This window comes from Marinobacter sp. UBA5687 (assembly GCF_002420325.1).
GTDB classification, from domain to species: domain Bacteria; phylum Pseudomonadota; class Gammaproteobacteria; order Pseudomonadales; family Oleiphilaceae; genus Marinobacter; species Marinobacter nauticus.
In genome coordinates, this window is the sequence record NZ_DIHV01000011.1 from 24,403 (window position 1) to 47,761 (window position 23,359).

Consider the following 23,359-nt stretch of genomic DNA (forward strand, 5'->3'; position numbering starts at 1 on the left):
ACAAAGATAGGACTGATCAAACATGCAAGAACGCGAAGTCGTCCTGACCAAACGCGAAGTGGAAGCCCGCCTGGTACCTGCCGGAACGGAAATCATGATTCCGTCAGACACCTTTGTGACCATTACCCAGTCCCTCGGCGGCAGCTTCACCGTGGCGGTCAACGGCAATCTTGCCCGCATTGAAGGCCACGACGCCGATGCCCTGGGCAAGCAGCCGCTGGAAAGCAGCTTCGAGACCCCGGAAGACGGCACCATCAACGAAAACCAGGTATGGGAAGCGCTGCGTAACTGCTACGACCCGGAAATCCCGGTGGACGTAGTCAACCTGGGCCTGATTTACGAATGCCGGATTGAGAACGGCACAGAAGACGGCAATCACGTTTACATCAAAATGACCCTGACCGCGGCTGGCTGCGGCATGGGGCCGGTAATCACCGACGATGTGAAGCGCAAGGTGGAGCATGTACCCAATGTGGACAAGGTTACCGTTGAGCTGACCTTTGATCCGCCCTGGAACAACGATATGCTCACCGACGAAGCCAAACTTGAACTGGGAATGCTATGACCGCCAGCAAGGAACAATTTCTGAACAATCCCCTGGGCAAAGACACCACCCTTGAAGACGTTCTGGATGCGTTTGAGTTTCTGGACGACTGGGAAGAACGCTACGCCTACATCATCGACCTGGGCAAGCAACTGCCAGGTTTTCCCGATGATGAGCGAGTTGAAGAAAACTACGTCCACGGCTGTCAGAGCCAGGTATGGCTGATTCATCGTTACGATGAGGACAGCGGCAAACTGTTCCTGCTGATCGATTCCGATGCCATGATTGTGCGCGGCCTGGCCGCCATCATTCTGGTGGCCCTGAACGGCAAGACGCCTCGAGAACTGCTGGCCACCGATATCGACGAGCTGTTCGAGCAGCTGGATCTGTTCCGCCATATTTCCCCCACCCGGGGCAACGGCCTGCGAGCCATGGTCGGCAAGATCCGGGATATTGCGGCGGCCGAGGCCGCCTGAGACTTACCAGATAATGGCCAGGTCATCGCGCTGAACGTTGATCAGGCCACCTTCCGTGGGGATTCGCCCGTTACTGAAATCCGGATGCACGTTGTCCAGTGTCAGCGTCACCCCGGTATCGGACAGCTCAGGCGTACCATCCAGTGAATCAAAGTATCGCTGGCTGCGGTACAGATCGAGTTCATCCCCCGGTCGCAGCCCCGCCGTTGCGCCGGAGGCGAGGGTCACCCGGTTGCCATCCACACGGGTTATCCGGGCCATGAATGGCTGACAGGCCAGAGCATTGTTGACGGCGGCGGTCATCTCGGCAATGACACCTTCAACCGCCTGCCCCCACTCGGAACCTTCAAAGCCCGCCGAGGCAAAACCTCCGGTACCACTGCCATCCGGCTGCCACCGTGCCGAGGTTTCAAACCGCTGCCGGAAGACCGGGGAACCGCTGAAGCCATCAAACACCATCACTTCGGCCTCAAACCGGCGCGAAGTGTCGGCCATCCCGATACCTCGCTGCATGCGATCCAGAATTGAGCTGCCCCAGGCGCCGGGGTCGGCCAGGCCAATATCCCGAATCACACCTGCCACCACAAACTGCGCCCCCAGTTCCCGGGCCAGCTGAACCACATTCGTCAGCTGATTGCTGGCCGGGTTTTTCTGAGACGTGGGCGCATCCGGCAGGTTGCTGAACAGCTGTAACGATGTCGCCCCCAGCACCTGCAATTGCCCCTGTTGTTGCAAGCGAGCCACCAGCTCCCGCGGCAATTGTTCGCCGGCGTCATCCAGGGCCGCACCGCCACCCTGCTCCGGACGGGTGATCGGGAACGCGGTTACCGCCACCCGTTTACGCAAACCGGAAGCCTGCCCGGCCTTGCAGCTGCCAGCGCTACCTTCGGCATCCGACAGCTCTGCCCGGACAATCACCCTCAGCAGATTGCCACTTCGGTACTCATCCACGATCGTGGCATTCCGAACCTGGGCCATGGCCGACAGCTCGGTATGAGAACCCACAAGCTGACCGTTCTCCATGGTGTCCCGGGTACTGACCCTGGCCTGATATTGCAGCGCAAGGTCGCGCATCGCGGCCTGACGCGCCTCAGTGCGGGCCTGATCCAGATTATTCTCCCGGATATTGGCATGCCCCACGCCTTCAAGGACCGCGCCATGGGCAAACCCGGCGAACAGACTCAGCATCCAGAACAAAAGCATTGATCTCATCATGGCAATCTAACCCACCGGATCGATACCGGTTCAATCACGGCGTTCATCAACAGACCTAATCCAGGTAGTACAGTGAATCTGTGCGACGGGCCTCAACATCCCCTACACGATCATTCCGCCTGGGCATGGGAATGGCACAGACATCCTGCACCTGATCGTCCGCCACCTTCGCCACACACTCCCGGAACCTCGGCTCCAGGCGCAGCTCCATCACGGTTTCCACCACGCCATCGCTATGCTCATTCACCGCCACCATCCGGGCGCCGCGAATGTAGCTGTCCACATAGGTGCGGAAACTGTCGTTCTGCAACACGAAGTCATTCACCGTGGAACTGCCGTAGATCACGGTACCGTAGACCCGCTCGGCCAGGTTCCGGTAGGCGTCCAGCTGTGAAGCCCGTCGAGCCAGTAAGCGCTTACGGGTATTTACCCGGTCGGCCTGAACATTCTCATAGGTACCAAAACCACTGACCCGGACCGTAATGGGCTCAAAGGTTTCAGTCCTGGCCTGATCGCTCCGGTAACTGCCCACCGGCGCGCAGGCGGCCACGGCAAAAGCCAGAACAGGAACAAGGATCCAGCGCAACGTCATTATCTTGTCTCCGGAAAACACTTTCACCAGAACCATGAAAGAATCACGCCAGATTCCACAACCAAATGATCTTTCGAAGGTTTCGATTGTTCATCGCAACTCCATGCCCATGCCAGCGGCAAAAAGCTGCCTTTATTTACACATACAGAACAAACCGTTACCGGTTGTGCGCTGTGTCACGAAATAAACTGGTCTAACCTTTCAAACACTTAATGATTTGTTCATGCAATAAAACCAACTCAGGACCGCCCATGAAAGCAAACCGCCTCAGCAAACTGTCCCTGGCCATCGGCCTGTCTGTTGCCACCACGTCTGCACTGGCAAGCCCGCAAGCCTTTATGTCTGCCCGCTCCTTCGCCATGGGCGGAACCGGCGTCGCCGTTGCCCATCCCTCTGCTGCACCGAGTGCCAACCCGGCCATGATGGCTGCTGAACAGCACGGCTGGGCAGACGATTTCGGCCTGATGCTGCCGTCTGTGAATGCGCGTGCGGCCGATGAGGAAGAGGTGATTGATCAGGTTGATGATATCCAGGACCAAATCGAGCAGTTTGAGGACCTGAAGTTTTCCAATCAAGCCGATGCCCAGGCCAAAGCACGGCAACTCGTAGACAACCTGGAAGCCTTTGACCGCGACACCATGCGTGCCAATGCAGGCTTGGGACTTGGCCTTGCTATCCCCTCAAACTCCTTGTCCTTTGGCTTCTTCGCCAACGCCAATCTGACAGCGACTGTGCGCGGTGAACTGGACGAAAACGACCTTGACCTTCTAAATGACATCGCTAATGGCGTTCGCCCGCCCGCCACTACAGATCTTGATACAGAGCTGAACTCACGCGGCAGAATCCTGGCCTCTGCAGTAGCAGAAGCCGGCATCAGCATCGCTCACTCGTTTATGCTTTCTAATGGCAACGCATTGCAGCTTGGTGTCTCCCCCAAATACGTGCAACTACAAACCTTCCAGTACACCGAAGAAATCTCAGACTTCGAGGATGATGATTTCGACAGTGACGAATACGAAACTGACAAAAGCGGCTTCAACCTGGACATCGGTGCTGCTTATGCCTTCGGTGCTGAAAACCAGTGGAACGCCGGCGTCGTCGTCAAAAACCTGATCCCGATGGAACTGGATTCGGCCCAGAATCATCCGAGCGAAGAAAAATACACCCTCGAACTCAACCCGATGGTCACCGCAGGTATCGCCCACAAGAGCGACTACCACGTAATCACGGCAGAAGTGGACCTGACCAAGAAAGAAGCCTTCGGGTATGAAGACGATACCCAGTGGCTGGCCCTGGGCGCGGAATTCGACGCCTGGCGTTACGCCCAGCTGCGCGCAGGTGTTCGCCACAACCTGGCCAGTAACGACGACAACGACGGCATCGAGGAAGACACTCAGTTCACCGCAGGTCTCGGCCTGAACATCATTGGTGTTCGCGTGGATATCGGCGCCCTGTACAGCAGCGCCGATGTCGGCGCAGCCCTGGAACTCGGCACCTCCTTCTAAGCCGACGCCCCCGGCCGCAAAAGCCCGGTCTGCCCTGCGCAGCCCGGGCTTTCTTATTTCACGCTGCCTGTTTGCCTCTGGCCGGTCGTGGCCGGATAATCCCCGTTACCCATTCATGGCAATCAGGAACAAACCGCATTATGCAAACCTATCTGGTGGGCGGCGCTGTCCGCGACAAGCTGCTCGGCCTGGGCGTTAAAGACCGGGACTGGGTAGTGGTTGGTGCCACCCCGGAAGACATGCTCCAGCGAGGCTTCAAACAGGTAGGGGCGGATTTTCCGGTTTTCCTGCATCCGGACACCGGCGAGGAATACGCCCTGGCCCGGACCGAGCGCAAGCAGGGGCGCGGGTACCACGGGTTCAGCGTTTACAGTGCACCGGATGTCTCCCTGGAAGACGATCTTCGCCGCCGTGACCTGACCATCAACGCCATGGCAGAAACCGAGAACGGCGACCTGGTGGACCCGTTCAACGGCCATGCCGACCTGGAACAGAAAAAGCTTCGGCATGTGTCTGAAGCCTTCGCCGAAGATCCCCTGCGCATCCTTCGCACCGCCCGCTTCGCCGCGCGCCTGCAGCCACTCGGGTTCAGCATCTGCCGGGAGACCATGGCGCTGATGCGGGAGATGGTCGCCAGCGGCGAACTCGGGGATCTGGTGCCAGAGCGGGTATGGCAGGAAATCCAAAGGGCATTGCATGAACAGGCTCCCGGCGTGTTCTTCGATGTGCTTCGGGAGCTTGACGCCCTGAAGGTGCTGATCCCGGAATTGGTCGATGAGCTGGGTTTCCGCCAGGGTCTCAGCGCCCTGCAGTGCATCCACCGCAAACAGGGTTCCACCGCCCAGCATTACGCCGCCTTGCTCAGTGGTGTGCCCGAGCCAGACGCCATTGCCAGGGCTAAAGCCATGAAAAGCCCCAACGACTGCCGGGATCTGACCCACCTGGTCTGTCTGTTCATGGCTCGGTTGAACGACGCCTCGCCTGAAGCCCGGCTAACACCGGAACGGGCAATGGAACTTCTGGACAAAGCCGATTTCTGGCGAAGGCCCGATCGTTTCGGCGTTTTGCTGGGCACCCTCGCCTGCACCCTCCAGGACGAACGCGCCCACGTGGTTCAGCAACTGGAACTGGCCGCACGCAGGGCCCAGAGCGTAACCCCTCACCCGTTCCTGCAAAGAGGCATTCACGGCAAAGCCCTGGGCGAGGCAATCCAGAACGAGCGGCTGGCCCGTATTACTGAGGCACTGAACTCACACGAATAAGGAAAGACACCCCATGCCCTATCCCGTCGCCCTGATCACTGGCGCAGCCCACCGCCTGGGTGCCCACACAGCAGAAACCCTGCACGCTCGCGGCTGGAATGTTGTGATCCATTACCGAGGCCGGGAACAGCAGGCCCGGGCACTGGCCGACAAGCTGAACCAGCAGCGCCCGGCATCCGCCGTGTGTTACCACGCGGATCTCGCCGACATGAACCAGCTCCGGCAACTGGCGGAACAGGCCTGTGCACACTGGGGGCAGTTGGATGCGCTGGTCAACAACGCTTCGGTGTTTTACCCCAACCCCACCGAAGACGCCTCCGAACAGGACTGGGACACGATACTGGGCGCCAACCTGAAAGCCCCCTTCTTCCTGCTCCAGCAGTGTCTGCCTGCGCTAAAAGCCGCATCGGGCAGTGTGATCAACATGATCGACATCTACAGCGAGAAGCCACTGAAGGACCACCCACTATACTGCGCCAGCAAGGCGGGGCTGGCGGCACTGACCCGCTCCTGGGCCAGAGATCTGGCGCCGGATGTTCGGGTGAACGGCGTGTCGCCGGGCGCCATCCTCTGGCCGGAAGGCGATTCGGCCGTGGACGAAGCCCACCAGAAGGCCATTCTCGATAAAACGCCCCTGGCCCGTACCGGTAATCCGGCCGACATTGCCGGTGCCATTGCCTACCTGGTATGCGATGCGCCCTTTGTCACCGGCCAGATACTGTCGGTGGATGGCGGCCGCAGCCTGAATATGTGATCACCGGCACCAGAACAACCCCGACCTTCGTTGTTTTGGCCGGCAAGCGCTTTGCCGCTACAATGCCTGCCATTCTTATAAACGGGCGCCACCCAACCAGGCGCCCAGGCTAACGGAGAGTTCTCATGCGTGATGTTGTTATTGTTGCCGCCAAACGTACCGCTATCGGCAGCTTCGGTGGTGGCCTGTCCAGCCTGCGTGCAGACCAGCTGGGTACGGCCGTGATCAAGGCTGTGATGGAAGAAACCGGCGTCGCCGGCGACCAGATCAATGAAGTTATCCTCGGCCAGGTGCTTACCGCCGGCTGCGGCCAGAACCCGGCCCGTCAGTCTGCCATCAATGCCGGCCTGCCGGCTTCAGTGCCCGCCATCACCATCAACAAGGTCTGTGGCTCCGGCCTGAAAGCCGTGCACATGGCGGTCCAGGCCATCCAGTGCGGCGATGCCGAGATGATTCTGGCCGGTGGCCAGGAAAGCATGAGCCAGGCGCCCCACGTACTGCCCAACAGCCGTAACGGTCAGCGGATGGGCAACTGGAGCATGATCGACACCATGATCACCGACGGCCTGTGGGATGCCTTCAACGATTACCACATGGGTATCACGGCTGAAAACATCGTTGAGAAATACGGCATCACCCGGGACGAGCAGGATGCCTTTGCCGCCGCATCCCAGCAAAAAGCCGTCGCTGCGCAAAAAGCCGGCTACTTTGACGGCCAGATTGTCCCTGTCACCATTCCCCAGCGCAAAGGCGACCCTCTGGTGGTGGATAAGGATGAGTGCCCCCGCGACGGTGTCACCGGCGACAGCCTCGGAAAACTGCGTCCGGCCTTCAAGAAAGACGGCTCCGTAACCGCCGGCAACGCCTCTTCCCTGAACGATGGCGCTGCTGTGGTGATGGTGTGCAGCGCAGACAAGGCGAAAGAGCTGGGCCTGACCCCGCTGGCAACCATCAAAGCCCACGCCAATGCCGGCGTGGATCCCACCATCATGGGTACCGGCCCAATTCCGGCCAGCCAACGCTGCCTGGAGCGGGCGGGCTGGACTGTTGACGACCTGGACCTGATCGAAGCCAACGAGGCCTTCGCCGCCCAGGCGATTTCCGTCAACCGGGACCTGGGCTGGGACACCGCCAAGGTAAACGTGAACGGCGGCGCCATTGCCCTGGGCCACCCGATTGGCGCTTCCGGTTGCCGCATTCTGGTCAGCCTGCTGCACGAAATGACCCGCCGCGATGCCAAGAAAGGTCTGGCCACGCTGTGTATTGGCGGTGGCATGGGTGTGGCCCTGGCCGTTGAGCGCTGATGCTGCACGTGGTTCTGTATGAGCCGGAGATACCGCCAAACACCGGCAATATCATCCGGCTCTGCGCCAACACCGGCTGTCAGCTGCACCTGATTGAACCCCTGGGATTCTCTCTGGAAGACAAGCAGATGCGACGGGCCGGTCTGGATTACAGCGAATACGCTACGGTAAAGATCCATGCGGATTACGCCAGCTTTCTGGCCACCGAGCAGCCTTCGCGGCTGTTCGGTCTCACCACCAAGGGAAGTCGCCATTACCACGAGGTGGCGTTCCGGGACGGTGACTACCTGATGTTCGGGCCGGAGACCCGGGGCCTGCCGGAAGACGTGCGCAACGGGCTACCCGCCGAACACCGTCTTCGGGTACCCATGCGTCCGGAAAGTCGCAGCCTCAACCTTTCCAATACCGCCGCCCTGGTGGTTTATGAGGCCTGGCGGCAACTTGGGTTTGAGGGCTCGATCTGACCAACCCCAGGTAATCACCCACAAAAAAACCGGCCGAAGCCGGTTTTTTTTTCGTTGAGCAGCAGCGCTTAGTGAGTCTGCTCTTCCTTGGCTTCACCCGCCGCTTCTTCCTGCTTGCGCTTGAGCGCCTGGGCATAGATCGCGTCGAAGTTAACCGGAGCCAGCATCAGGGCGGGGAAGCTGCCCTTGTTCACAATGCCGTCAATCGCTTCGCGGGCATAGGGGAACAGAATCGTCGGGCAGTAGGCGCCAAGCATCTGGCCAAGCTGCGGGCCTTCAATGCCGGAGATCATGAATACGCCGCCCTGCTGGATTTCGACGATGTACGCCACCTTCTCACCAACCTTGGCCGTTACGGTCAGGGACAGAACCACTTCGTACTGGTTGTCGCTGATCTTGTTGTGAGAGGTGTTCAGATCCAGGTTCACCTGAGGCTTCCACTGTTCCTGGAAAACCAGCGGAGAGTTGGGGGATTCAAAAGACAGGTCCTTCACATAGATGCGCTGAAGGGCAAACTGTGGTTGGTTCTGGTTTTCGTTGCCTGCGGCTTGCTGATTCTCAGCCATGATCAGTCCTTTCGTTTCCGTATTATGGGGCCAGGCCCGTTGTTATGTCGTCGTCTGCCGGAACAGTCTACTGCGAGGTTCCGAATGGTAATGTGAAACAGTGCGTCAGATCGCCACTCAGATCAAGCCCTGTTACTTTTTCACAAGTGGCAGGTTGCTGGCCTTCCAGTCGGTAATGCCACCATTCAGACGCACCACATTGCTGAACCCCTCGGCATTGAGCTGCTTGACCGCCATGGCGGCATGCTGCCCCATCTTGTCAACAACGATAATCTGCTTGTCTTTGTGCTTGCTCAGCTCATTAACGCGGCTTTTGAGACTATTAAGCGGAATATTCACCGAGCCGGTAATGCGGCCTTCGTTGAAGTCTTTGCGATCGCGGATGTCCAACACCACCGCTTCATCCTTGTTGATCAGCGTAACCGCGCCCTGGGCCGAGATCTTGGCACCACCCCGGCGCGATTCCAGCACGATGATGGCCAGCAGGAACGCCACAAACAGCGACACCAGAATGTAGTGATTAACAACAAATTCAAACAAGCGGTCCATGAAACTACCCTGACAATTGGTTTGGCCGGATTATACACACCCACACCGGCTCACAGAAGGCAGTCGCCCCGCCATGATAGCGCCAGCACATCGTGATCATGAGCAATGCTTCAGCGAACGCGCGTGGTCTGAGTAAATGAAAACGGTTACAATCTGCCCCACTCAAATTCTGTTCTTTTTGCAACCAAGCGGACGACACGATGACCGAGACGCGCAAGCCCACTGCACTGATAATTCTCGACGGCTGGGGCCACCGTGACCCGGCGGAAGACAATGCCATTTCCAACGCCAACACCCCGTTCTGGGACAGGATCTGGCATAACCAGCCGAAAACCCTGATCAACACCTCAGGGATGTTTGTTGGCCTGCCCCAGGGCCAGATGGGTAACTCCGAAGTGGGCCATATGAATCTCGGCGCCGGCCGCGTGGTGTATCAGAGCCTGACGCGCATCGACAAAGATCTCGAAGATGGCGATTTCCAGAAGAATGAGGCCCTTTGCAACGCCATCGACAAGGCTGTTGCCAATGACAAGGCCGTACACCTGATGGGCCTGCTGTCTCCGGGCGGCGTCCACAGCCATGAAGATCATATTCTGGCGGCCGCTGAGCTGGCTGCAGCCCGTGGCGCCAAAGAAGTTTACATCCATGCCTTCCTGGATGGCCGTGACATGCCACCACGCAGTGCCCGCCCTTCTCTGGAAAAAGCCGCCGCGAAAATGAAAAGCCTGGGCGTTGGCCGGGTAGCCACCATCGTTGGCCGGTATTTTGCCATGGACCGGGACAACCGCTGGGATCGCGTGGAAGCGGCCTATAACGCCATGACCCTGGGCGAAGCCGAGTTCATCAGCGACGACCCGGTGGCGGCACTGGAACAGGCCTATGAGCGTGGCGAGAACGACGAATTCGTGAAGCCGACCCACATCCGGGCCGATGGCGAGCCCGAGGGCATCATCAATGACGGCGACGCCGTGCTGTTCATGAACTTCCGTGCCGACCGCGCCCGGGAAATGACCCGCACCTTCGTAGAGCAAGACTTCGACGGTTTCGACCGACGCAAGCACCCGGAACTGGCAGATTTCGTGATGCTCACCGAATATGCCGCTGACATCAAAACCTCCTGCGCCTACCCGCCCGAGCAACTGGCCAACGGCCTGGGCGAGTACATGGCGAAGCAAGGTAAAACCCAGCTGCGCATTGCAGAGACCGAGAAATACGCCCACGTGACCTTCTTCTTCAATGGCGGCCTGGAAACTCCCTTTGAAGGTGAAGATCGCATTCTGGTGCCGTCTCCCAAGGTGGCCACCTACGACCTGCAGCCGGAAATGAGCGCACCTGAGGTTACCGACAAACTGGTTGAAGCCATCAAGAGCGGCAAGTACGACCTGATCGTCTGCAACTACGCCAACGGCGATATGGTTGGCCACACCGGCAAGCTGGACGCCGCCATCAAGGCCGCCGAGTGCCTGGACCAGTGTGTGCAGCGTGTGGTGGAGGCCCTGGATGAAGTGGGTGGCGAAGCCTTGATTACCGCCGACCACGGCAACTGTGAGCAGATGACCGACCCCAACTCCGGCCAGGTACACACCTCCCACACCATTGGCCCTGTGCCTCTGGTTTACACCGGCCACCGCAAGGTGAACCTCCGGGACGACGGCAGCCTGTGCGATATCGCACCGACGCTGCTGGCCCTGATGGATACCGAAAAGCCTGCGGAAATGACCGGGCACAGCCTGGTCGAGTTCGACTGATCGCTCCGCCGGTAAAGGTGTTGCGTAAACTGACCGTCCTGGTGCTGGCCCTCACATTGGGGGCTGCACCTTTGGGCGCCCAGCAGGATGTGACCCCCGAACAGGTCGAGGCGCTGAAGGAGCGTATCGCTGACATCGACCGCTGGCTGGCCGATGCCGAAGAAGACCGGTCAACCCTTGAACAGCAACTGGCGGCCACCGAGCGCAAAATCAGCACCCTGACCCGGGAACGCCGTACCCTTCGGCAGCAGGCCCGGGAACAGCAGGAGCGCCTTGCCGAGCTTCGCGCCCAGGAAAGCGAGCTGGCCAATACCCTCGAACAGCAACGGGAAAACCTGAAACTACAGATCCGGGCAGCCTGGATGGAAGGCGACGCGCCGGCTCTGAAAGTATTGTTGAACGAGATTGAGCCCGGCGAAGTTGCCCGCACCCTCACCTACTACGAATACCTGAGCAAGAATACCGTCTCCCGCCTGGAAGCGTTCCAGCGCAGCCTTCAGGAACTGAAAGCCGCCCGCGCCGCCGTTCAGGCCACCCGCACCGAACTGGCCAAGACCGAAGCCGATCTGGAACAGCGCCAGCAGCAACTGACCCAGAGCCGGCAGGATCGGGCCAGAACACTGGCCGCCCTGAATGACGACATCCAGAACCGCCGTAGCGAGCGCCAATCCCTGGAAGCCGATCGCCAGCGCCTGGAGCAATTGCTGAAAGAGGTGCAGCAGGCCATTGCCAGCATTCCGGCCCCGAACGAATCCAGTCCGTTCAAATCCCGCCGCGACAAGCTGCCCTGGCCCGCAAAAGGGCGGGTAGTCAGCAATTACGGCGCCATGTACGCAGATGGCAAACTGCGCCGTAACGGCATTCTGATGAATACCGCCGAAGAGGCAGAGATCAAGGCCGTGCACTATGGCCGGGTGGTATTTGCCAACTGGCTGCGTGGATTCGGGCTGATCACCATCATTGATCACGGCGATGGCTACATGACCCTCTACGGCCACAGCAGCAGCTTGTTCACAACCCCCGGTGACTGGGTGCGCCCGGGCGAGACCATTGCCCTGGCCGGACGCACCGGCGGCACCGAAGACCCGGCCGTGTATTTCGAGGTACGTAGCAACGGCAAACCCGTGAACCCAAGGAGCTGGCTGGGCAAGCCATAACAGGGCTGACAAACGGCGTTGCGGGCGCCATACTGTCCGGGTCAGGAACCAGTCCAACTATTGGAAACAAAACAGGATATGTGAATGAAACGGGCCAGAAGTACACTCAAGACCTCGCCATTGCGCACCATGATTCTTGCCACCTGTTGTTTCACAGCCCCCGGACTGGCCCTGGCACAGGATCAGGACGCTCAGACCCAGCAGATTCTGGATTCCATTCAGAGCGGCGAGCGGGTTGAACTGAAACTGCCAGACCCGGAAGAACAACTGCCGCTGGAAGACCTGCGCAAGTTCACCGAAGTGTTCAGCCGCATCAAAGACGCCTACGTGGAAGATGTCTCCGACACTCAACTGCTCGAGAGCGCCATCAAAGGCATGTTGTCCGACCTGGACCCACACTCTACCTACCTGGCCCCCAAGGATTACGAGGAACTGGAGGAAAGCACCTCCGGAGAATTCGGTGGTCTTGGCATTGAAGTCGGGATGGAGAACGGCTTTGTCAAAGTCATCTCCCCCATCGACGACACCCCGGCCCAGAAAGCGGGCGTTCAAGCTGGCGACCTGATCATCAAGCTGGACGAAAAGCCGGTGAAGGGAATGTCGCTGGAAGAAGCCGTTAACCTGATGCGCGGCAAGCCCGGCACGGTGCTTACTCTGACCATCATGCGCGAGGGCGAAAGTGCGCCTATCGAGATTGATGTCACCCGGGATGTGATCAAAGTCACCAGCGTTAAATCCCGGATGATCGATAACGGCTACGGCTATGTCCGTGTCACGCAATTCCAGGCCGAGACTGGCCGGCAGTTCCTGAAAGCCCTCAGCGATCTGGAAGACGAACACGGCAACGATCTGGACGGCCTGATCATTGACCTTCGCAACAACCCCGGCGGTGTGTTGCAAGCTGCCGTAGAGACCGCGGATGCCCTGTTGGACGAAGGCCTGATTGTTTACACCGAAGGCCGTATCCAGAGTTCACGCCTGCGCTTCAGTGCCAAGCCCGGCGACGTCATGGCTGGCACACCTATTGTCGTGCTAATCAACGGTGGCTCTGCTTCCGCGTCGGAAATCCTTGCCGGCGCGCTCCAGGACCATGAACGTGCCGTGGTGATGGGCACCCAGTCCTTCGGCAAGGGCAGTGTCCAGACGGTCATACCGCTGGACGAGACCCACGCCATCAAAATGACCACAGCCCGTTATTTCACGCCGGATGGTCGCTCCATCCAGGCTACCGGCATCAAGCCGGACATCGAGGTGCGCCCGGCGGAATTGAAAGAACTCGACAGCAGACCATTCTTCACCGAAGCCGACCTGAGCGGTCATCTTGAAGGGGAGAATGAGGAGGAGGCCCGCAAGGCCAGAGAACAGGCTGCGGAAGCACAGGCTTCTGCGGCCGACCGGGACTATCAGCTGCGGTCGGCCCTGAACCTGCTGAAAGGCTTGCACATCCTTAACCGGAAGAACAACAGCAAGCCGCAGGAAAACGCCCAGTGACTTTACGTTCTACCCTCGCGCTGCTGGCGCTTCTGGCCATCAGCCCTGTCGCTGCGTTTGCGTCAGGGCCGGGTGAACCCCAGCAGCCCACCATTGCCATCATTATTGATGACATGGGCCACAATCGGTACGAGGGCGAGCGACTGGCAAAGCTTGACCAGCCCCTGACACTGGCCTTCCTGCCTTACCGGCGCCACACAGTTCCCTTGGCGAAGCTGGCCCACGCCCAATCCAAGGAAATCATGTTGCACGCCCCGATGGCCAACACCCGCAACTTCGGTCTCGGCCCGGGCGGACTGACACCGGATATGGACGAGCCGACCATCACCACCACCCTGCGCCGGGCACTGCAGTCCATTCCCTTTGTCAGCGGTGTGAACAATCACATGGGCAGCCTGCTTACTCAGCAACTGGAACCGATGGATTGGGTAATGAAAGAGCTGGACCGCTACCCGGTGTATTTCGTCGACAGCCGCACCATTGCCAATTCCATCGCCGGCAGTGTGGCCGATGCCTACAACATCCCGAGCCTGACGCGCGATGTGTTTCTCGATCACGAACAGACGGAAGAGTTTGTCGACAAACAGTTCAAACTGCTGATTCAGACCGCCAGGGAGAAAGGCACGGCAATCGGTATCGGACACCCGCACAAGGTCACCGTGGATTATCTGGAGAAGCACCTGCCGATGCTGGATGAACAGGGCATTGCCATCGCCACGGTCAGTGGCATCTGGGCCATGCGCAACGGTAATCGGGAGATGTTTGCGGAAGGGGAAAAGCAGGCCATCCGGCCTGCCTATGCACGCAGCAATTAATCGCGGACTTCGATGCCCTGAGCCTTCATAAAGGCTTTGGCTTCAGGAATGGTGTGCTGACCGAAGTGGAAGATGGATGCCGCCAGAACCGCGTCTGCGCCACCCTGGGTAACGCCATCGGCCAGATGCTGAAGCTCACCTACGCCACCTGAGGCAATCACCGGCACGGCCACCGCATCGCTGATGGCACGGGTCAGGCCCAGATCAAAGCCGATCTTGGTGCCATCACGATCCATACTGGTCAGCAGCAACTCCCCTGCCCCCAGCTCAACCATTTTCTTCGCCCACTCTACGGCATCCAGCCCGGTTGGCTTGCGACCACCGTGGGTAAAAATCTCCCAGCGCGGCTCCTCGCCCTCTGCGCTCACGCGCTTGGCATCAATGGCGACGACAATGCATTGCCGGCCAAAACGCTCCGCTGCCTCCCGCACAAACTCGGGATTAAAGACTGCGGCCGTATTGATGGAGACCTTGTCGGCTCCGGCATTGAGCAGTTTGCGGATATCATCGACGGTGCGCACGCCACCGCCCACGGTCAGCGGGATGAACACTTCCGCCGCCATGCGCTCTACCGTTTCGTAGGTGGTGTCGCGGCTTTCGCTGCTGGCCGTGATGTCCAGGAAAGTGATCTCGTCCGCGCCCTGCTCATTGTAGCGACGGGCCACTTCCACCGGGTCGCCGGCGTCGCGGATATCGACAAAATTCACGCCTTTAACCACACGGCCTTTGTCGACGTCCAGACAGGGGATGATGCGTTTTGCCAATGCCATTGTCAGTCCTCAGTTTTTCAGGCTGTCGCAATAGGCTTGCGCTTCCGCCACATCCAGAGTGCCTTCGTAGATGGCGCGGCCGGTGATAGCACCGATGACACCTGTGTCGGCAACGGTGGCCAGGCGCTTGAGGTCGTCCATGTTGGTAACGCCGCCAGACGCAATCACCGGGATGCCACCTTCCTCTGCCAGCTTGGCGGTGGCTTCGACGTTCACGCCCTGCATCATGCCGTCACGGGCGATGTCGGTGTACACAATGGAGGACACGCCGTCGTTGGCGAAGCGCTTGGCAAGGTCTACTGCCATGACTTCGGAGACTTCGGCCCAGCCGTCGGTGGCGACGCGGCCGTCTTTGGCGTCCAGGCCGACGATGATGTGGCCGGGGAATTCCTTGCACATTTCGGTGACGAATTCAGGCTCTTTAACCGCCTTGGTGCCGATGATGACCCACTGCACACCGGCCTTCAGATAGGCTTCAATAGTTTCCGCCGAGCGGATGCCGCCGCCGATCTGTATGGGCAGATTCGGGTATTTCACTGCCATCGCCTTTACGATTTCACCGTTTACCGGTTCGCCGGCGAAGGCGCCATTAAGGTCAACCAGGTGCAGGCGGCGGGCGCCGGCGTCGACCCACTTGGTGGCCATGTCGACGGGGTCGTCACCGAATACGGTAGAGTCTTCCATGCGGCCCTGACGCAGTCTTACGCATTTGCCGTCTTTCAGATCGATAGCGGGGATAATCAGCATTTTCCGGTCCAGTTCGTAAAGTTTTCCAGCAACTGCAGCCCCGCCCGGGCACTTTTCTCCGGGTGGAACTGCACTGCAAAGATGTTGTCTCTCGCTACCGCTGCCGCCAGGTCGACACCATAATGAGTGCGGCCGGCCATGTCGACGTTGCCTTCGGCTTCGGCGTAGTAGCTGTGTACAAAGTAGAAGCGGTCGCCGTCCGGGATGTTGTGCCAGAGCGGGTGGTCCTGGGTTTGGTACACCTGGTTCCAGCCCATGTGGGGCACTTTCAGGCGTTCGCCGTTTTCGGTGAGGTTGTCACCGAAGTAGCGGACTTCGGACGGGAACAGGCCAATACCTTCCACACCGCCGTTTTCTTCGCTGCGGGCCATCAGAGCCTGCATGCCAACGCAGATGCCGAGGAACGGCCGGTCCTGGGAGACGTCTTTAACGAGCTCAACCACGCCCAAACGGTGCATTTCGGCCATGCAGTCGCGGATGGCGCCTACACCGGGCAGAATCACCCGGTCAGCTTCACGGATTTTGGCGGCATCGTCTGTAACCAGTACGGTGCAGTCCGGGGCCACGTGCTCTACGGCTTTGCGGGCGGAATGCAGGTTGCCCATGCCGTAGTCGATGATGGCGACGGTCTTCATGGTGTGTCTGTTCCTTTCGGTGACCGGTTACAGGGCGCCTTTGGTGGACGGGGTGATACCCGCCATGCGCTCGTCCATTTCAATCGCCATGCGCAGTGCGCGGCCGAAGGCTTTGAACACGGTTTCGATCTGGTGATGGGTGTTCTTGCCCTTCAGGTTGTCGATGTGCAGGGTCACCATGGAGTGATTCACAAAGCCCTGGAAGAACTCTGCGAACAGGTCGACGTCAAACCCGCCCACGCTGGCGCGGGTGTAGGGTACGTCCATGAGCAAACCGGGGCGGCCGGACAGGTCGATGACCACGCGTGACAGGGCTTCATCCAGGGGCACATAGGCGTGGCCATAGCGGCGAATGCCTTTTTTGTCGCCCACGGCCTGTTTGAAGGCCTGGCCCAAAGTGATGCCGATGTCTTCCACGGTGTGGTGATCGTCGATGTGCAGGTCACCCTTGCAGGTAATGTCCAGATCCACCAGGCCGTGGCGGGCAATCTGGTCCATCATGTGTTCAAGGAACGGCACACCGGTGTCGAAATTGGCTTTGCCGGTGCCGTCGAGGTTGATCTCGACGGTAATCTGGGTTTCGAGGGTATTGCGTTCTACCCGAGCCTTGCGTTCGGCCATGGAGACTCCGTTGAAAACTGGCTTGTTACCGTAAACTTTGTTTGCGGATTATACCTGTTAACTCAACCGGAGTCCCGCAACCGGATCAATGACCCTGATAGCTCAGAACGCTTTTTTCAGGTTGGCCATGTAGGTGTCCACAAGGCTGTTGAACTCGTGTTTGATCACCGGGCTGATGGCCAGCTTGAGCAGGCTCGGCAGGGGAACGGTCAGCTCTGCGCTGGTCTGGAATTTCACTGCGGTGGCGTTGTCGCCTTTGGCAGTCAGGGTCCAGGAACCGCTGACAACCCCGTTGCCCTCGCCCTTGATGGGAGACCAGGTGATTTTGCCGGCGTCTTTGTCGGCGTGGTAGGTGCAGGCGTAAACCGACTGGATAGCGTGTTTGTCGACGCCTACTTTTTCCATTTCCCAGCGGTAGGCGTTATCGCCCAGGTCCACCAGTTTATCGACTTTCGGAAAGTGGCTGGCAGATTTGGGAACGTCTGCCAACAGATCGAAGACTTCATCATAGCTTGCCGGAATTTCCAGATCCCGGTTCAGCTCAATCGATACGGTAATGGCCACAGCCGACTCCTTCTTATGTTTATTTGTGCCTCGGGGCTGGCTGCCCCGGCGGATAAATTGGGGGTGTATTTTGAACCAAGACTACCGCATTGTCATATTCCTGCACTGTTAATTTGCTAACCCTGCGTTATCCTTTGCTTTATTCACGCAATAAAACGCCGGCCACCAGCCTGCCGACAGGAAAAGGAACCCAGCCATGAAAGTTATCCGCTATGCGATCTACGCCGTTATTGCGCTGCTGTTACTGGCAGTGGCCGCCGTCGCCATTGCGGTTGCGGTGATCAACCCCAACGATTACAAACCCCAGATTGAAGCGGCTGTTGAGAAGCAGACCAATCTGGACCTGATGCTGGAGGGCGACATTGGCTGGTCTTTCATCCCCCTGGGCCTGGAGCTGAATCAGGTTGAGGCCAACCTGGACGGCGAACGGTTTGTCGCGCTGGAGCAACTGATTGCCCAGATTGATTTCTGGTCTCTGATTGCCATGTCTCCGCAGGTAAACACCTTTCTGCTGAATGGCCTGGATGCACGCCTGGAAGTTAACGAACAGGGCGAAGGCAACTGGACCCGGATAATGCGGGAGAAGAGCGCCACCGCAGAGGCTGACACCGATGCTGCCGAACAACAACCCGCCCAGGAAACGGCCGAGCCTGAGCCACAATCCACCAGCGGTGAAGCCCTCAACTTTAATGTCGAGAACGTTGAAATCAGTAACGCCAGCGTTCACTACAACGATCTGAGCACCGGCCAGTCCGTTACGCTGGAAGACTTCACGGTAACCGCCAGTGATATCACCCTCGGTTCCGAATTCCCGCTGGATATCCGCTTCCGCGTTGAAACCAGCCAGCCACAGTTTGCGGTAGACGGCAGCATCAAGGCCCGCATCCAGGCAAACCAAGAGCTCAACGAATTTGCGGTATCTGGCCTAAACGCGGTATTTGATATGTCGGGCGAGCCGTTTGGTGGCGAATCGGTGACCGCAGAGCTGGCCGGTTCCCTGGCCGCCAATCTGGAAAACGAAACCGCTTCCCTGAGCGACTTCTCCGCCAGCCTGGCCAATCTTAGCCTCAACACCAATCTGAATGTAAAAGGCTTTGGCGACAAACCGGCTCTGGAAGGTCGCATTGAGATTTCCGAGTTTTCCCTGAAGGAGCTTCTCAACAATCTGGGACAACCCGCCATTGAAACCACGGATCCTGAAGTACTGAAAGCGATCGCGCTATCGACCAATCTCGGTGGCGAGCCCGGCGTTGTCGCGCTGTCTGACCTTGTCATTACCCTGGATGATACCCGCTTCAACGGTGGCGGCAGCTATAACCTCGCCACAGGTGGGCTGGTGTTCGACCTAGAGGGTGACAAGCTGAATGCTGATCGTTACCTGCCGCCCTCGGCCGAAGGCGATTCGCAAGGAGTAGGCAACGGGGACACACAGACCGACAGCAACACTCAAACAGCTGGGGCATCACAGCCTGAAACCGACCTGCTGCCACTGGAGACCCTGCGCACCCTGCTGCTGGACATTGATTTCGGCCTGGGCGAGCTGATTGTCAGCAACCTCACCATCAACGACATCGCCGCCAGCACTACCGCCAAAGATGGACTGCTGCAAGTGGACGAATTCAGCGGCAAGCTCTATTACGGCAGCTTTGGCGCCAACGCCACCATCGACGCCCGTACCGACAACCCGAAATGGCGCATCCGCTCGGACGTTACCAACGTACAGACGCTACCGTTGTTAACCGATCTGGCCGAGGTAGACATGCTCTCCGGCGGTGCCAATCTGAAAGTGGCCGTCGATACCACTGGCAACCGGATTTCTGCCCTGCGTGAAAACGCCAACGGCGAGATCAGCTTTAACCTGGCCGAAGGCGAGTTCCGCCAGATGAACCTGACCCGTATGGCCTGCCAGGGTATCGCCCTTGCCAACCAGGAATCCCTGACGACCACCGACTGGGGCACTACTACCCCGTTCAATGACATGCGGGGCACACTGAAAATCGACGGTAACACCCTGAACAACACCGACCTGGTCGCGGCGCTTGCGGGCATGCGCCTGGAGGGCAACGGCACCGTTGATCTTGAGCAAACCGACCTGGACTACGAACTCAGCCTGCGCATTGTTGGTGAAATTCACCGCGACGAAGCCTGCCGCGTGACCGAGTATGTGGAAAACGTGGTCATTCCCGTGGAATGCCGGGGCAACTTCGCCGAAGACCCGGCCGGCTTGTGTTCATTTGATGGCTCCCGCTTCCGGGACACCCTGAAAGACATTGCGGCCAACGCTGCCAAGGCAAAAGCCCGCGAAGAAGTGGACCGCGCCAAAGAAAAAGCAGAAGAGAAGGTGCAGGAAAAACTGAAAGAAAAGCTGGGCGAGGATGCCGGCGAGAAGGTGAAGGACGCCCTGAAGGGACTGTTCAACTGATGCCGGACCGTTTTGCCGACAAACTGCTTCGCTGGTACGACCAACACGGCAGGCACGACCTGCCGTGGCATCACAACCGCAACGCTTACCGGGTGTGGGTTTCAGAGATCATGCTCCAACAGACCCAGGTAACCACGGTGATTCCCTACTTTGAAGCCTTCATGGCCCGATTTCCCGATGTCCACGCCCTCGCCTCGGCGCCGGTCGATGATGTGCTCGGCCATTGGTCCGGCCTGGGCTATTACGCTCGGGCACGCAACCTGCACAAGGCCGCAAAACAGGTAGTGGATGAGTTCGGCGGCGAATTCCCGTCCGACCAGCAACAACTCGAAAGCCTCACAGGGATTGGCCGCTCTACCGCCGCCGCCATTGTCGCCCAGGCCTTTGAAAAACGCGCAACCATACTAGATGGCAACGTGAAACGTGTGCTGGCGCGCTACCACGCCGTGCCCGGATGGCCGGGACAGACTGCCGTGCTGAACCAGCTCTGGGTGCACGCGGAGAGCCACACGCCAGAAGCCCGAATCAAAGACTACACTCAGGCGATCATGGACCTGGGCGCCATGGTGTGTACCCGCAGCAAGCCCGGATGTGAGGCCTGCCCCGTGAAGGATGGCTGCCTGGCCTACGCCCGTGACGAGATCCGCCTGTACCCCGGCTCAAAGCCCAAGAAGGAAAAACCGGAAAAAACCACCTGGATGCTGATCCTGGAGGATGCCGAAGGCCGTATTCTGCTGGAACGCAGGCCACCCAGCGGCATCTGGGGCGGCCTGTGGAGCCTGCCCGAACTGGACCCGGCCTATGGCGCAGATGAACTGCAGGACGCCTGTGCCAGGGAGCTGGGGCTGAACTGCCACAACCCGGAACCCATCAGCGGTTTTCGCCACACCTTCAGCCATTATCATCTGCACATCCAACCGGTGCGCCTGCCCGTGGCCGGCAACACCCAGGTTCGCGATTCCGACCGCTTGCGCTGGCTGCACCGGGATGAAGCCCTCAGCCTGGGACTGCCTGCCCCGATCCGAACCCTGCTGACGGAACCCGAGCAAGCCACCCTGCTGTAACCAAGCCAAGGTGCCGGATGGTCTGTTATCATGCCGGCATACTGACCTCAGCACAGGAGCCGACATGAGCCGCACTGTATTCTGCCGCAAGTACCAGAAAGAACTGGAAGGCTTGGCCATGCCCCCGATGCCCGGCCCCAAAGGCCAGGATATCTACGAGAATGTATCCAAACTGGCCTGGGAAGAATGGCAGAATCAGCAGACCATGCTGATCAACGAAAAACACCTGAGCCTGATGGACGTGAACAACCGGAAATACCTGCAGGCGCAGATGGACCGGTTCTTCAACAACGAGCCGTTCGACCAGGCCGAAGGCTATGTACCGCCTGAAAAATAGGACGATTGATCAAGGCCTGAACAACCGGCAAAAACTTCCGAAAATTTTTGCCGGCCGGCCTTGACTCCCAACCCCTAAACCGGTTTAATAGCGCCCCGTTGCAGCACACAGCTCAACACGCCCGGATAGCTCAGTTGGTAGAGCAGGGGATTGAAAATCCCCGTGTCGGTGGTTCGATTCCGCCTCCGGGCACCACTAATATCAAGCCGAATCAAGAACTTACCATGAGTAAGAGTTGATTCGGCTTTTTAGTTTCTGGCGACGCCAATACGCTCTGATACGTTGGTTTACGCTGGATTACGTTGGCGCCCTTCCCCTCCATTCCCCCTTCTAAATACCTTCAAACAATTGGAGGTATCAGTGACTACAGCAGTCAAGAAACGCACAAGCACATTCAGCGAGAAAGCGAAGAAAGAATTGGCTCCGGGTCAGGAGATCAGCGAGAACGGTATTATTTATCGCAAGCGCAAGGATGGATGCGGCACCTGGCGCTACGACTTCACCCAATCCGGCATCAGACATAAAGGCGTTATTGGGTCTGACCGCGATGGCGTGACTCTTAGCCAGGCTCGGGATGTCGTCTCAGAAATTCGAGCCAAGGCAATCACCGAGCGCATGAGTGGTCGCACGGGTCGCTCTACACAATCCACCCGCCTATTTAGAGAGGTCGCCAAAGAGTACCTGGATTGGAGTGAAACCCATCACCAAGACCACAGGCACAACGTCAGCCGGATGAACAACCACCTGCTTCCCCGGTTTGGCGAACGCCGCCTGGGTGACATGACCACAGCGATGATCGAGACCATGCGTACCGAGCTGCGACGCGCCGAGGTAAGTGCCCAAACAATCCAACGAATTGTAAGCTTGCTTTCCTGCACGTTCGATTTCGCACAAAAGTCAGACCCGAATCTCGATAACCCAACGACACGACTCAGCCGCGTAAAGCATCAAAAAAAGGAGGTTGTACCGTTTACACGCGAAGAAACAGACGCCCTCCTCAATATTGGCGCAATTCAGTACAACACAGTCACGCGTGGTCCCAACAAGGGTAAGAAAACTGAGAACAAAGCCAAAACGGCTGAGTTCCGGGCAATGATTGGGCTTTCTCTCTTCGCCGGACTCAGGGCGTCAGAAGCCTTGGGACTGACGTGGGAAAACGTCGATCTGGAACGGGGGCTAATTCGAGTAAATCAGGTTGCGATGGAGGGCACCATCCGGAACTCCACGAAAACCTATAAGCCTCGCGTGGTGCCTATAACAGGCTCATTGAAGCCACTGCTTGAAGACCTCAGACAGCACCACATTCAAGCCCAAAGAGAGACTGGACTGCTGCTATCGAGAAACGGAGTTGACCCCTACAACCAAATTCCAGTGATGTTTGGTCGCGTGAGAAAACAAGCGGGCGTCACATCCGAAAAAGGTCATCATGCACTACGACACACCTTTGCAACGCGAGCCTCAGAGAAAAATATCGACCTCAAAACGATTCAACGATGGTTAGGACACGCGAGCATCGCCACAACGATGATTTACGTGCATTCGACAGAAGAGCATCTGGAGTCAGCGGCAAAGCTTCTGGATTGATGAGCCATTCTGGACACTGTAGACGTTATTGCTAGGGTGCATTCGGTGCTTGGCAGAATCGTGTCCAAGATCAGAGGTTATATGCTACGCTCTCCTGACCCCCATAGAAGTGTGGGGCGACAACACTCCGACGGGAGTGGAAATCAGGTTTGTTAATGGCCAATTAAAATGAC

General features: G+C 58.5%; 24 protein-coding genes and 1 tRNA gene. 16 read left to right on the forward strand and 9 right to left on the reverse strand.

Features of this window, described 5'->3' with window-relative positions:
* The first annotated feature begins 22 nt into the window (after nucleotides 1-22).
* Both sufT and B3Y70_RS00945 read left to right on the forward strand, forming a co-directional pair.
* Nucleotides 23-565, forward strand: coding sequence for a putative Fe-S cluster assembly protein SufT (gene sufT, locus B3Y70_RS00940; RefSeq protein WP_022990808.1), 543 nt, complete (start codon nucleotides 23-25; stop codon nucleotides 563-565).
* A complete protein-coding gene (locus tag B3Y70_RS00945) occupies nucleotides 562-1,020 on the forward strand; it encodes a SufE family protein (RefSeq protein ID WP_023008624.1) in 459 nt (152 codons plus the stop codon). The genes sufT and B3Y70_RS00945 overlap by 4 nt, the downstream gene beginning before the upstream one ends.
* Before the next feature lie 3 nt (nucleotides 1,021-1,023).
* Here the strand turns inward: B3Y70_RS00945 and B3Y70_RS00950 are convergent, their stop codons facing one another.
* Both B3Y70_RS00950 and B3Y70_RS00955 read right to left on the reverse strand, forming a co-directional pair.
* A complete protein-coding gene (locus B3Y70_RS00950; RefSeq protein ID WP_272999169.1) occupies nucleotides 1,024-2,235 on the reverse strand; it encodes a flagellar assembly protein T N-terminal domain-containing protein in 1,212 nt (403 codons plus the stop codon).
* A gap of 55 nt (nucleotides 2,236-2,290) precedes the next feature.
* Nucleotides 2,291-2,827: an LPP20 family lipoprotein gene (locus tag B3Y70_RS00955; RefSeq protein WP_222533923.1), complete on the reverse strand. Its 537-nt coding sequence runs from the start codon at nucleotides 2,825-2,827 to the stop codon at nucleotides 2,291-2,293.
* Between the two features lie 251 nt (nucleotides 2,828-3,078).
* Between B3Y70_RS00955 and traF the strand changes: the two genes are divergently transcribed.
* From traF to trmL, 5 genes are all read left to right on the forward strand, one after another.
* Complete coding sequence (gene traF / locus B3Y70_RS00960; protein WP_236040816.1) at nucleotides 3,079-4,332, forward strand: conjugal transfer protein TraF; 1,254 nt, start codon at nucleotides 3,079-3,081, stop codon at nucleotides 4,330-4,332.
* Between the two features lie 140 nt (nucleotides 4,333-4,472).
* Nucleotides 4,473-5,594, forward strand: coding sequence for a multifunctional CCA tRNA nucleotidyl transferase/2'3'-cyclic phosphodiesterase/2'nucleotidase/phosphatase (locus tag B3Y70_RS00965; RefSeq protein ID WP_153741708.1), 1,122 nt, complete (start codon nucleotides 4,473-4,475; stop codon nucleotides 5,592-5,594).
* Nucleotides 5,595-5,607: 13 nt separating this feature from the next.
* The gene (locus tag B3Y70_RS00970; protein WP_272999166.1) at nucleotides 5,608-6,348 is read left to right on the forward strand and encodes a pteridine reductase; all 741 of its coding nucleotides are present in this window, start codon (nucleotides 5,608-5,610) and stop codon (nucleotides 6,346-6,348) included.
* Nucleotides 6,349-6,473: 125 nt separating this feature from the next.
* Entirely contained in the window at nucleotides 6,474-7,652 is a 1,179-nt protein-coding gene (locus B3Y70_RS00975; RefSeq protein ID WP_014422522.1) for an acetyl-CoA C-acetyltransferase, read from the forward strand.
* On the forward strand, nucleotides 7,652-8,116 hold the full coding sequence (gene trmL / locus B3Y70_RS00980; protein ID WP_228223676.1) for a tRNA (uridine(34)/cytosine(34)/5-carboxymethylaminomethyluridine(34)-2'-O)-methyltransferase TrmL: 465 nt from the start codon (nucleotides 7,652-7,654) through the stop codon (nucleotides 8,114-8,116). Before B3Y70_RS00975 ends, trmL begins: the two co-directional genes overlap by 1 nt.
* Nucleotides 8,117-8,184: 68 nt before the next feature.
* Here trmL and secB read toward each other — a convergent pair whose 3' ends face one another.
* Together secB and B3Y70_RS00990 are read right to left on the reverse strand one after the other, a co-directional pair.
* Complete coding sequence (gene secB, locus B3Y70_RS00985; RefSeq protein WP_011786606.1) at nucleotides 8,185-8,682, reverse strand: protein-export chaperone SecB; 498 nt, start codon at nucleotides 8,680-8,682, stop codon at nucleotides 8,185-8,187.
* 132 nt (nucleotides 8,683-8,814) lie between these two features.
* Entirely contained in the window at nucleotides 8,815-9,231 is a 417-nt protein-coding gene (locus B3Y70_RS00990; RefSeq protein ID WP_014422524.1) for a rhodanese-like domain-containing protein, read from the reverse strand.
* Nucleotides 9,232-9,431: 200 nt separating this feature from the next.
* On the opposite strand from B3Y70_RS00990, the gene gpmM reads away from it, so the two are divergent.
* The 4 genes from gpmM to B3Y70_RS01010 all read left to right on the forward strand — a co-directional run bounded on the left by gpmM (nucleotide 9,432) and on the right by B3Y70_RS01010 (nucleotide 14,442).
* The gene (gene gpmM / locus B3Y70_RS00995) at nucleotides 9,432-10,979 is read left to right on the forward strand and encodes a 2,3-bisphosphoglycerate-independent phosphoglycerate mutase (RefSeq protein ID WP_022990801.1); all 1,548 of its coding nucleotides are present in this window, start codon (nucleotides 9,432-9,434) and stop codon (nucleotides 10,977-10,979) included.
* Between the two features lie 56 nt (nucleotides 10,980-11,035).
* Nucleotides 11,036-12,136, forward strand: a complete 1,101-nt coding sequence (locus tag B3Y70_RS01000; protein WP_153741722.1) for a murein hydrolase activator EnvC family protein — start codon at nucleotides 11,036-11,038, stop codon at nucleotides 12,134-12,136.
* Nucleotides 12,137-12,220: 84 nt separating this feature from the next.
* Nucleotides 12,221-13,627 (forward strand): S41 family peptidase, encoded by a 1,407-nt coding sequence (locus tag B3Y70_RS01005; protein ID WP_153741711.1) that lies wholly within the window; start codon nucleotides 12,221-12,223, stop codon nucleotides 13,625-13,627.
* Complete coding sequence (locus tag B3Y70_RS01010) at nucleotides 13,624-14,442, forward strand: divergent polysaccharide deacetylase family protein (protein ID WP_153741712.1); 819 nt, start codon at nucleotides 13,624-13,626, stop codon at nucleotides 14,440-14,442. The genes B3Y70_RS01005 and B3Y70_RS01010 overlap by 4 nt, the downstream gene beginning before the upstream one ends.
* Here B3Y70_RS01010 and hisF read toward each other — a convergent pair.
* The 5 genes from hisF to B3Y70_RS01035 form a co-directional block, all read right to left on the reverse strand.
* A complete protein-coding gene (hisF, locus tag B3Y70_RS01015) occupies nucleotides 14,439-15,212 on the reverse strand; it encodes an imidazole glycerol phosphate synthase subunit HisF (RefSeq protein ID WP_153741713.1) in 774 nt (257 codons plus the stop codon). The genes B3Y70_RS01010 and hisF overlap by 4 nt on opposite strands.
* A 9-nt stretch (nucleotides 15,213-15,221) precedes the next feature.
* A complete protein-coding gene (gene hisA, locus B3Y70_RS01020) occupies nucleotides 15,222-15,959 on the reverse strand; it encodes a 1-(5-phosphoribosyl)-5-[(5-phosphoribosylamino)methylideneamino]imidazole-4-carboxamide isomerase (protein ID WP_153741714.1) in 738 nt (245 codons plus the stop codon).
* Nucleotides 15,953-16,594 (reverse strand): imidazole glycerol phosphate synthase subunit HisH, encoded by a 642-nt coding sequence (gene hisH, locus B3Y70_RS01025; RefSeq protein WP_153741715.1) that lies wholly within the window; start codon nucleotides 16,592-16,594, stop codon nucleotides 15,953-15,955. Before hisH ends, hisA begins: the two co-directional genes overlap by 7 nt.
* A gap of 27 nt (nucleotides 16,595-16,621) precedes the next feature.
* Nucleotides 16,622-17,215, reverse strand: coding sequence for an imidazoleglycerol-phosphate dehydratase HisB (gene hisB, locus B3Y70_RS01030; protein WP_011786615.1), 594 nt, complete (start codon nucleotides 17,213-17,215; stop codon nucleotides 16,622-16,624).
* Nucleotides 17,216-17,317: 102 nt separating this feature from the next.
* Nucleotides 17,318-17,779 carry an SRPBCC family protein gene (locus B3Y70_RS01035; RefSeq protein ID WP_153741716.1) on the reverse strand — a complete coding sequence of 154 codons (462 nt, stop codon included), beginning with the start codon at nucleotides 17,777-17,779 and terminating at the stop codon, nucleotides 17,318-17,320.
* A 196-nt stretch (nucleotides 17,780-17,975) separates the two neighbouring features.
* On the opposite strand from B3Y70_RS01035, the gene B3Y70_RS01040 reads away from it, so the two are divergent.
* From B3Y70_RS01040 to B3Y70_RS01060, 5 genes are all read left to right on the forward strand, one after another.
* Nucleotides 17,976-20,201, forward strand: coding sequence for an AsmA family protein (locus B3Y70_RS01040; protein ID WP_153741717.1), 2,226 nt, complete (start codon nucleotides 17,976-17,978; stop codon nucleotides 20,199-20,201).
* Complete coding sequence (gene mutY, locus B3Y70_RS01045; protein ID WP_199452504.1) at nucleotides 20,201-21,265, forward strand: A/G-specific adenine glycosylase; 1,065 nt, start codon at nucleotides 20,201-20,203, stop codon at nucleotides 21,263-21,265. The genes B3Y70_RS01040 and mutY overlap by 1 nt, the downstream gene beginning before the upstream one ends.
* A gap of 64 nt (nucleotides 21,266-21,329) precedes the next feature.
* On the forward strand, nucleotides 21,330-21,602 hold the full coding sequence (locus B3Y70_RS01050) for an oxidative damage protection protein (protein WP_153741719.1): 273 nt from the start codon (nucleotides 21,330-21,332) through the stop codon (nucleotides 21,600-21,602).
* Between the two features lie 119 nt (nucleotides 21,603-21,721).
* A tRNA-Phe gene (locus B3Y70_RS01055) sits at nucleotides 21,722-21,797 on the forward strand.
* Nucleotides 21,798-21,962: 165 nt separating this feature from the next.
* Nucleotides 21,963-23,186, forward strand: a complete 1,224-nt coding sequence (locus tag B3Y70_RS01060) for a tyrosine-type recombinase/integrase (RefSeq protein WP_153741720.1) — start codon at nucleotides 21,963-21,965, stop codon at nucleotides 23,184-23,186.
* Nucleotides 23,187-23,359 lie beyond the last annotated feature (173 nt).

Bases quoted from the DNA above. Each gene is read 5' to 3' on its own strand.
- B3Y70_RS01005 (WP_153741711.1), top strand. From the start codon at position 12,221: ATGAAACGGGCCAGAAGTACACTCAAGACCTCGCCATTGCGCACCATG.
- secB (WP_011786606.1), bottom strand. From the start codon at position 8,682: ATGGCTGAGAATCAGCAAGCCGCAGGCAACGAAAACCAGAACCAACCA.
- traF (WP_236040816.1), top strand. From the start codon at position 3,079: ATGAAAGCAAACCGCCTCAGCAAACTGTCCCTGGCCATCGGCCTGTCT.
- B3Y70_RS01050 (WP_153741719.1), top strand. From the start codon at position 21,330: ATGAGCCGCACTGTATTCTGCCGCAAGTACCAGAAAGAACTGGAAGGC.
- B3Y70_RS00955 (WP_222533923.1), bottom strand. From the start codon at position 2,827: ATGACGTTGCGCTGGATCCTTGTTCCTGTTCTGGCTTTTGCCGTGGCC.
- mutY (WP_199452504.1), top strand. From the start codon at position 20,201: ATGCCGGACCGTTTTGCCGACAAACTGCTTCGCTGGTACGACCAACAC.
- B3Y70_RS00965 (WP_153741708.1), top strand. From the start codon at position 4,473: ATGCAAACCTATCTGGTGGGCGGCGCTGTCCGCGACAAGCTGCTCGGC.
- hisA (WP_153741714.1), bottom strand. From the start codon at position 15,959: ATGCTGATTATCCCCGCTATCGATCTGAAAGACGGCAAATGCGTAAGA.
- B3Y70_RS01040 (WP_153741717.1), top strand. From the start codon at position 17,976: ATGAAAGTTATCCGCTATGCGATCTACGCCGTTATTGCGCTGCTGTTA.
- hisF (WP_153741713.1), bottom strand. From the start codon at position 15,212: ATGGCATTGGCAAAACGCATCATCCCCTGTCTGGACGTCGACAAAGGC.
- B3Y70_RS00945 (WP_023008624.1), top strand. From the start codon at position 562: ATGACCGCCAGCAAGGAACAATTTCTGAACAATCCCCTGGGCAAAGAC.
- B3Y70_RS00950 (WP_272999169.1), bottom strand. From the start codon at position 2,235: ATGATGAGATCAATGCTTTTGTTCTGGATGCTGAGTCTGTTCGCCGGG.
- B3Y70_RS00990 (WP_014422524.1), bottom strand. From the start codon at position 9,231: ATGGACCGCTTGTTTGAATTTGTTGTTAATCACTACATTCTGGTGTCG.
- B3Y70_RS00970 (WP_272999166.1), top strand. From the start codon at position 5,608: ATGCCCTATCCCGTCGCCCTGATCACTGGCGCAGCCCACCGCCTGGGT.
- hisB (WP_011786615.1), bottom strand. From the start codon at position 17,215: ATGGCCGAACGCAAGGCTCGGGTAGAACGCAATACCCTCGAAACCCAG.
- trmL (WP_228223676.1), top strand. From the start codon at position 7,652: ATGCTGCACGTGGTTCTGTATGAGCCGGAGATACCGCCAAACACCGGC.
- hisH (WP_153741715.1), bottom strand. From the start codon at position 16,594: ATGAAGACCGTCGCCATCATCGACTACGGCATGGGCAACCTGCATTCC.
- sufT (WP_022990808.1), top strand. From the start codon at position 23: ATGCAAGAACGCGAAGTCGTCCTGACCAAACGCGAAGTGGAAGCCCGC.
- B3Y70_RS00975 (WP_014422522.1), top strand. From the start codon at position 6,474: ATGCGTGATGTTGTTATTGTTGCCGCCAAACGTACCGCTATCGGCAGC.
- gpmM (WP_022990801.1), top strand. From the start codon at position 9,432: ATGACCGAGACGCGCAAGCCCACTGCACTGATAATTCTCGACGGCTGG.